Source organism: Stenotrophomonas sp. GD03777, from assembly GCF_029842485.1.
In the GTDB taxonomy this organism is placed as follows: domain Bacteria; phylum Pseudomonadota; class Gammaproteobacteria; order Xanthomonadales; family Xanthomonadaceae; genus Stenotrophomonas; species Stenotrophomonas sepilia.
Window position 1 is genome coordinate 1 of the sequence record NZ_JAOCGL010000184.1, and the last position, 4,035, is coordinate 4,035.

Annotated in this window: 4 protein-coding genes; 1 reads left to right on the forward strand and 3 read right to left on the reverse strand. The window is 68.9% G+C overall.

Translation table 11 applies throughout. The annotated features are described in order from the left end of the window. A partial coding sequence (zapE, locus tag N5E02_RS20335) for a cell division protein ZapE (protein ID WP_279946688.1) occupies positions 1–1,072 on the reverse strand: 1,072 nt, incomplete at its 3' end. Next, a complete protein-coding gene (locus tag N5E02_RS20340; protein ID WP_206619874.1) occupies positions 1,069–1,740 on the reverse strand; it encodes a CocE/NonD family hydrolase in 672 nt (223 codons plus the stop codon). The genes N5E02_RS20340 and zapE, both read right to left, overlap by 4 nt. A 43-nt stretch (positions 1,741–1,783) precedes the next feature. Here N5E02_RS20340 and N5E02_RS20345 point away from each other — a divergent pair, with 43 nt between their 5' ends. Beyond that, complete coding sequence (locus tag N5E02_RS20345; RefSeq protein WP_065196011.1) at positions 1,784–2,641, forward strand: EamA family transporter; 858 nt, start codon at positions 1,784–1,786, stop codon at positions 2,639–2,641. Positions 2,642–2,759: 118 nt separating this feature from the next. On the opposite strand, the gene N5E02_RS20350 is transcribed toward N5E02_RS20345, so the two are convergent. Further along, positions 2,760–4,035: ExeM/NucH family extracellular endonuclease (locus N5E02_RS20350; RefSeq protein WP_279946689.1), on the reverse strand; the 1,276-nt coding region annotated here is incomplete at its 5' end.

The following is a 4,035-nucleotide window of genomic DNA, read 5'->3' on the forward strand; positions in this document are numbered from 1 at the left end:
CGGCGCTCTGCATCTCGATCAGGCGCGAGGCGGTGCGCTCGAACGCGCCCTGCAGGCGCTGGCCGGTGTACAGCTCGACCGGCGAGGTGCTGGCGGTGCAGACCAGGTTGACGTGGCGGTCGTACAACTCGTCGATCAGGTTGACGAAGCGGCGCGCGGCATCCTCGTTCAGGCGATCGAAGGCCGGAATGCCGCCCAGCAGTACCGTGTTGAACTCGTGCGCGATCTCGATGTAGTCCGAGGGCCCGCGCGGGCCCTCGCACAGCGCGGCGAAATCGAACCAGGCGATGCTCTTGCCGCGGCCGCGGACCGGAATCTTGCGGCCCTCGATCTCGATGTTGCCGGGCCTGGCCGGTTGGCCGCCGCTCAGTTCGCTCCAGCGCGTGGCCAGCCAGTCGTCGCTGTCTGCGGCCAACGGTGCGCGGTACACCGGCGAGCGGGTCAGCGCGCGCATCCGGTAGTCCTCGGTGCCTTCTGCGTACAGCTCCACGCAGAAGCGCTGCAACAGGCCGATGGCCGGCAGGAAGCTCTCGCGCTGCAGGCCGTTGAGGTACAGGTTCTCAACTGCGGTGTTGGAGGTGGTGACCAGGGTCACGCCCTCGGCGAACAGGCGCTCCAGCAGCCGCGCAAGCAGCATCGCATCACCGATGTCGGTGACGAAGAACTCGTCCAGCACCAGCACGCGCAGGTTGCTGCGCCACTCCTGGGCGATCTTCGCCAGCGGGTCGCTCTGCCCCTGGTGCTCGCGCAGACGCTCGTGGACGCTGCGCATGAAGCGATGGAAATGCGTGCGGTACTTCTGCTTGATCGGCAGCCCGTCGTAGAACAGGTCGACCAGGAAGGTCTTGCCGCGGCCGACGCCGCCCCAGAAGTACAGGCCCTTGACCGGCTCGGGCTTCTTCCAGAACGAGGACAGGCGGTCCAGCCAGCCGTCCTCGGCACTGTCCAGCAGTCCCAGGTGGATGCGGTCCAGCTCGGCCAGCGCTGCATGCTGGGCCGGGTCGTCCTGCCAGTCACCACGGGCGACCCCTTCCGCGTACCGCTGCGACGGGGTCAACTCGGTTGCACTCATGCCGCCGCGCCCAGCCAATGCTTCACGCCGTGGGTCAGCGCGCCGCGCAGGTCGATCAGCTTGCGGTGGAAGAAGTGGCTGGTCTCGGGCATGCGCACCAGCTCATGCGGGAAGTCCAGCGTGTCCAGCCACTGGTAGACGGCCTGCGGGTCGACGATCTCGTCCTGCTCGCCCTGGATCACCAGCCAGCGGGCCGGCGGTGCGATACCGTCGAAATCCCAGCGACCAGCCGGCGGCGCGATCGAGATCAGCGCTTCCGGCTGCAGCGCGGCAGCCGCCTTCAGCGAAACGAACGAACCGAAGCTGAAACCGGCCAGCCATAGGCGGTCGTGCGGGCGCTGGCTGCGCACCCAGGCGGCGACCGCCTTCAGGTCATCCTGCTCGCCCACGCCGCCATCGAAGGTGCCGGCCGACGCGCCAACACTGCGGAAGTTGAAGCGCACCGTGGCGATGCCCAGCTCGCGCAGGGTAGTGGCGGTCATGGTGACCACCTTGTTGTGCAGGGTGCCGCCCTCAGTGGACAGCGGGTGGCAGACGATGGCCACGATCGGCTGCACCGGCACATCGGCCTTGGGCAGGTCGACGACCACTTCCAGCGGGCCGGCCGGGCCATCCAGTTGAAGACAGGCGGTTTCGCCGGGGGCGACGGGGAACGAGGGCTTGTGCATGGCACCATGATACCGTCCCCCGCCCCTGCCCTGTGCCCGCCCCATGCTCTACCTGTCTTTGGCCGTGATCTGCAGCGTGCTGGTTTCGGTGGTGTTGAAGGTGGCTGGACGCCGCCAGCTGGATGTCGCGCAGATGGTCACCTGGAACTATCTGGTGGCGGCAACGCTCACCGCGGTGGTGCTGCAGCCGCCGCTGGATGCGCTGCGCGCGCCGCATGCGCCGTGGCTGACATTGCTGGCGCTGGCGGTGGTGCTGCCCTCGATCTTCCTGGTGCTGGGCCGCGCAGTGGCGGTGGCCGGCATCGTGCGCAGCGATGTGGCGCAGCGCCTGTCGCTGCTGCTGTCACTGGCTGCCGCCTTCCTGTTCTTCGGCCAGAGCGCGACGCCGTGGAAGCTGGTCGGCCTGGCGCTGGGCCTGGTCGCCATGGTGGCGATCAGCCTGCGCCCGCGCGGCCCGGCGGTGGCGTCCTCGCCCGGCGGCTGGGGCTGGCTGCTGGGCGTATGGGGCGGGTTTGCGGTGGTCGACGTGCTGCTCAAGCAGGTGGCGCTGTCGGGCACGCCGTCGATGGCGGCGGTGCTGGCCAGCTTCAGCGTGGCCTTCGTGCTGATGCTGGCCCTGCAGCTGTGGCGGCATGTCAGTGGCCGCAGCCGGCTGGCCTGGCGCAACCTCGGCGCAGGTGCGCTGCTGGGCCTGCTCAATGGCAGCAACATCCTGTTCTATGTGCATGCGCACCAGTCGATGCCGGACAACCCGGCCACCGTGTTCGCCGGCATGAACATCGGCGTGGTGATGCTGGGTGCACTGGTGGGCGTGTTTGCCTTCGGCGAGGCCACCACGAAGTGGAACCGTGCCGGTTTGGCGCTGGCGGTGCTGGCGATCGGCTTGATCGCCTGGGGGTGAGCATGTGCATCGGGGTCAGAGCCCATTCCGTAGGAATGGGATCCGACCCCTGACGCGACCATTGCCCCGGGGTCGGATCCCATTCCCACGGAATGGGCTCCGACCCCGGCGTTGAGGGTTATTTGTCGAAACCCAGCAGCAGCGGGTCGTGGTCGGAGCTGCGCCACGGGCCCTGCACGTTGCGGCCCTGGTAACCGCTGGCGTCCTGCTCGTCGGCGTTGCTGTGCCATTCGGCGGCACCGCGCAGGCGCTTGGCCATGCCCGGGCTGAGCAACGCGTGGTCAAGGCGGCCGGTGTAGCCGTTGTAGACGTAGCTGTAGGGATGCTCGACCTTGACGACCTTGAACGCGTCCTGCCAGCCCAGGTCGTGCAGGGTGCGGATCGGGTCTTCCATCGCGTAGGCATTGAAATCGCCGAGCAGCACCGCGTCCTTTGTACCGGTACCGGTCGGATCCGTCTGCAGCCAGGCATGCAGCTGCTGCGCCGAGGTCATGCGGGTGGCGTTCCAGCAGCCCTGGTTGTCGTTGCGATCGGCGTCGGCGCCGCTGGCGTCGCGGCAGCCCTTCGACTTGAAGTGATTGGCCACCACCACGAACGGCGCGCCCTGCTTGCCCTGGAAGGCCTGCGCCAGCGGCACGCGGCTGTGCTCGACGAACGGGCCGCCGGTCAACGTGGCCGGCGTGCCGACCGGCTGCAGGCGTGAGCTGCGGTAGATGATGCCGACCCGGATCGGGTTGTCGCCGGGGCCGTTGCCGGCATCGACGAAGCGCCAGTCGCCCTGCGCGCCGCGGTCACGGTTGAGCGCATCGACCAGTTCGGCGATGGCCGACTGCGGTCCGTAGCCGTCGTTCTCCAGCTCCATCAGCGCGGCGACGTCGGCGCCCAGCGCGTTGACCGTGGCGACCAGCTTGGCCACCTGCGCTTTGTGCTCGTCCAGCGTGCGGGCGCCGCGCAGGGTCGGGAAGCCGCCGCCCTGGCCATCACCGTTGAAGAAGTTCTCCAGGTTGAAGGCGGCCACGTGCAGGCTACCCGGCACGGTCGGCACTGCGGGGCGCTTGAGTTCCGGCAGTTTCAGCGCACCCTCGACCTGCAGGCGCGGACGGCCCTGTGCATCCACGCGCACGATGCCCTCCACATTGCGCAGCTGCATGCCAGTGCGCAGCACCGGGTTGCCCGGCAGGTAGGCCACGCTGGCCGGATCGCGGGCATCACGGCCATCTTCCAGCACCAGGCGGCGGCGCTGGTTGTCGGCCATCACCTGCTCGTAGCCGGCGGTGCCCGGCGCGGCCACTTCGGTCGGCTGCCAGAGGCGACCATCGAAGGCTACGGTGAGCTGGCCGAAGCGCTCCAGGCCGTCGGTACCGGCCAGGGTCAGCGGTGCGGCGATGCGCACC

What these genes read in the sequence shown, in the direction of transcription:
- N5E02_RS20345 (WP_065196011.1), top strand. Translation starts at nt 1,784, where the DNA reads ATGCTCTACCTGTCTTTGGCCGTGATCTGCAGCGTGCTGGTTTCGGTG.
- N5E02_RS20340 (WP_206619874.1), bottom strand. Translation starts at nt 1,740, where the DNA reads ATGCACAAGCCCTCGTTCCCCGTCGCCCCCGGCGAAACCGCCTGTCTT.